Below are 3,415 nucleotides of genomic sequence, written 5' to 3' on the forward strand. Positions count from 1 at the left end.
AAACCTAACCGCTTGTCGATCTCCCCCCTTGAGGGGGAGATGCCCGGCAGGGCAGAGGGGGGTAAGCCCCACGCACCCTCGACCCCAATGGACACCCCCCTGAAAGCTAACATCTAGGACGTTCGGTGAGACCTGCCTGGTGGTGCGGGACCATATTCGCTGGGCAGATCGGCGTTTGTTGTGACGCCGTGTATTTTCCGTCATTCCCGTCCCCGAAGCCCGAGGATGAGCCGGAATAACGGAGGGAGGGCGTTGGCATCATCCATCTCCCAGCACATACGCTCCTGTCACATGCCCACAAAAAAAGACCGGCCCGAAGGCCGGTGAAGAAGACAGCCTTATCGGGGGGATATCGGCGTCTTTGCAAGGGCATGAAAATGGGAATCGATCCCAAAAAGCGGTCCATCCGACGCGGATGTGCGGCAAAATACATCGCGCCGTACTGACCTGCGGCCAACATGGCTTGCCGCGCTCTTCTGATACGCTATGAGCGTCACATGTTTGTGACAACGGCCCCCGGGAGCCTGCTTTCATGCCCCCTGTTTCAGAGATAATGATCTTTGCTGCGGCGCTTGCGGCCGCGGGCGTCGTTGCGGGCCTTCTGGCGGGCCTTTTCGGCATTGGCGGCGGTGCGGTTCTGGTGCCGGTCTTTTACCATGTCTTCGGGCTTCTGGATGTGCCGGAGGCGGTGCGCATGCATCTTTCGCTCGGCACGTCGCTTGCCATCATCGTGCCGACATCTATCCGTTCTTTCCTGACGCATCGTCAGAAGGGCGCGGTCGATATCGATCTTCTGAAGGGCTGGATCGTCGCCGTGCCGCTTGGCACCATCCTCGCATCCGTCGTGGCCGCCTATGCCTCCAGCGTCGCGCTGCGGCTGATCTTCGCCTTCATCGCGCTGGCGCTCGCCTTTCGGATGGTCTTCAACCGGGCGAGCTGGCATCTCGGTTCCGACCTGCCGCAAAACCCGGTCCGGTTTCTGGTGGGCACAGGCATCGGCCTTCTCTCCGGCCTGATGGGCGTGGGCGGCGGGGTGATGAACAATACTTTCATGACGCTTTACGGGCGCACCATCCATCAGGCGGTTGCCACGTCCTCCGGCGTCGGTGTGCTGATTTCGCTGCCGGGGCTGCTGGGTTACATCTGGGCCGGTTGGGGTGATGCGGGCCTGCCGCCATTTTCAACCGGCTTCATCAACTGGATCGCCGTGGTGCTCTTGATCCCCATTACGCTCGTGGTTGCGCCCTATGGCGCGCGGCTGGCGCATGCGCTCAGCAAAAAGCAGCTGGAGCGGGCCTTCGGGGTGTTTCTGGTCTTCGTCGCGGCGCAGTTCTTCTACAGCGTCTACGGCTGATTTTCCTCGATTGCCGAACGCAGTGTTCAGGCCTCCGGACTGGCATTCGCGCATTCTACGGCCTATATGGCGTGCATCTTACTCGGTTTTTCGAAAGATTCGCCATGAATGCCATCGTTTCGATACGGAATCTGACCAAATCCTACGCAAATGGCTTTCAGGCGCTCAAGGGTGTCAGCCTCGATATCACGGAGGGGGAAATCCTCGCTCTTCTGGGCCCGAATGGTGCCGGCAAGACAACGCTGATTTCCATCGTCTGCGGCCTCGTCAATCCGGGGGAAGGCTCCGTGCTTGTCGGCGGGCATGATGTGGTCAAGGAATTCCGCCAGACCCGCGCCCTGATCGGCCTCGTGCCGCAGGAATTGACCACCGACCAGTTCGAGACGGTGTGGAACACCGTCAGCTTCTCGCGCGGCCTGCACGGGCAGAAGAAGAACCCGGAACTGATCGAGCGTATCCTGAAATCCCTCTCGCTCTGGAACAAGAAGGACAACATGCTGCGGGAGCTTTCCGGCGGCATGAAGCGGCGTGTGCTGATCGCCAAGGCGCTGGCGCATGAACCGAAGGTGCTGTTCCTCGACGAGCCGACCGCCGGCGTGGATGTGGCGCTGCGCCGTGACATGTGGAATGTGGTTTCCGAGCTGCGCTCCAGGGGCGTCACGATCATCCTCACCACGCATTACATCGAAGAGGCGGAAGAAATCGCCGACCGGGTGGGCGTCATCAATGGCGGCGAACTGCTGCTGGTGGAGGAAAAGACGGCGTTAATGAAGAAACTCGGCCGCAAGCAGCTTTTCCTGGAGCTTGCCCAGCCCGTGGAGCAATTGCCCGACAGTCTTGCTCCCTTCGGTCTGACGCTTTCCGATGACCGCTGCACCATCACCTATGAAATCGAGGATAATGGCGAACAGAGCCGCATTGCCGATGTTCTGAACGCCCTTTTCGCCGCCAACATCCATTTCAAGGATATTTCAACGCGGCAGAGTTCGCTTGAGGATATCTTCGTTTCGCTGGTGGGAGGCCAGAAATGAATTTCGAAGCCATCAAGGCCATCTATCTGTTCGAAATGGCACGCACGCGTCGCACCCTGCTGCAGAGCGTGGTGTCTCCGGTCATTTCCACGTCGCTTTACTTCATAGTGTTCGGAACCGCGATCGGTTCGCGGATTCAGGAGGTTGGCGGGGTTTCCTACGGCGCGTTCATAACGCCCGGCCTCATCATGCTGACACTTCTGACGCAATGTATCGGCAATGGCTCCTTCGGTATCTATTTCCCGAAATTCACCGGTACGGTCTATGAAATCCTCTCCGCACCCGTGGCGATGACGGAAATTCTGGCCGGTTATGTCGGGGCTGCGGCGACCAAGGGGTTGATGATCGGCACGATCATCCTGATAACGGCCTCCTTCTTCGTGGATATTACCATCGCCCATCCGTTCATGATGATCCTGTTCTTCGTGCTGACGGCTGTCAGTTTCAGCCTGTTCGGTTTCATCATCGGCATCTGGGCGACGAATTTCGAGCAGTTGAACCTCATTCCCATGCTGGTGGTGCCGCCGCTGACCTTCCTCGGCGGCAGCTTCTATTCCATCGACATGCTGCCGCCCTTCTGGCAGACGGTGAGCCACTTCAATCCGGTGCTTTATCTCATCAGCGGCTTCCGCTGGAGTTTTTACGAGATCGCCGACGTCAATCCGGTCATCAGCCTCGCGATGATCACGCTGTTTCTGGCGTTTTGCCTCGGTGTTGTCGGCTGGATGTTCAAGACGGGGTATCGGCTGCGCAACTGACATTGCGGATTACTGCCTGTCACTGAAGACTTCTCTACAGTGCCGTCATCCTCGGGCTTGACCCGAGGATCCATGGTTGCGTGGGGATGGATCCTCGGGTCAAGCCCGAGGATGACGGGAGGAGAGAGGTCGCGAGCCCTCAAGACATGATCAACCCACCATCGACATTGATCGTCTGGCCGGTGATGTATGCCGCATCCTCGGAGGCCAGAAACGCCACCAGTGCGGCCACTTCGGCGGGCGTTCCAGCGCGGCGCATGGGGATGTTGCGT

The 3,415-nt window shown here is 59.1% G+C and carries 4 protein-coding genes; 3 read left to right on the plus strand and 1 reads right to left on the minus strand.

Features of this window, described 5'->3' with window-relative positions; translation table 11 throughout:
* The first annotated feature begins 532 nt into the window (after positions 1-532).
* From JZX88_RS25950 to JZX88_RS25960, 3 genes are all read left to right on the plus strand, one after another.
* On the plus strand, positions 533-1,354 hold the full coding sequence (locus JZX88_RS25950; RefSeq protein ID WP_065115996.1) for a sulfite exporter TauE/SafE family protein: 822 nt from the start codon (positions 533-535) through the stop codon (positions 1,352-1,354).
* A 104-nt stretch (positions 1,355-1,458) separates the two neighbouring features.
* Positions 1,459-2,385 (plus strand): ABC transporter ATP-binding protein, encoded by a 927-nt coding sequence (locus JZX88_RS25955; RefSeq protein ID WP_206915179.1) that lies wholly within the window; start codon positions 1,459-1,461, stop codon positions 2,383-2,385.
* Positions 2,382-3,143, plus strand: a complete 762-nt coding sequence (locus JZX88_RS25960) for an ABC transporter permease (RefSeq protein WP_065115994.1) — start codon at positions 2,382-2,384, stop codon at positions 3,141-3,143. Before JZX88_RS25955 ends, JZX88_RS25960 begins: the two co-directional genes overlap by 4 nt.
* Positions 3,144-3,282: 139 nt before the next feature.
* Here JZX88_RS25960 and JZX88_RS25965 read toward each other — a convergent pair.
* A partial coding sequence (locus JZX88_RS25965) for an SDR family oxidoreductase (RefSeq protein WP_206915180.1) occupies positions 3,283-3,415 on the minus strand: 133 nt, incomplete at its 5' end.

Source organism: Agrobacterium sp. OT33, from assembly GCF_017313365.1.
Lineage (GTDB): Bacteria > Pseudomonadota > Alphaproteobacteria > Rhizobiales > Rhizobiaceae > Agrobacterium > Agrobacterium rhizogenes_A.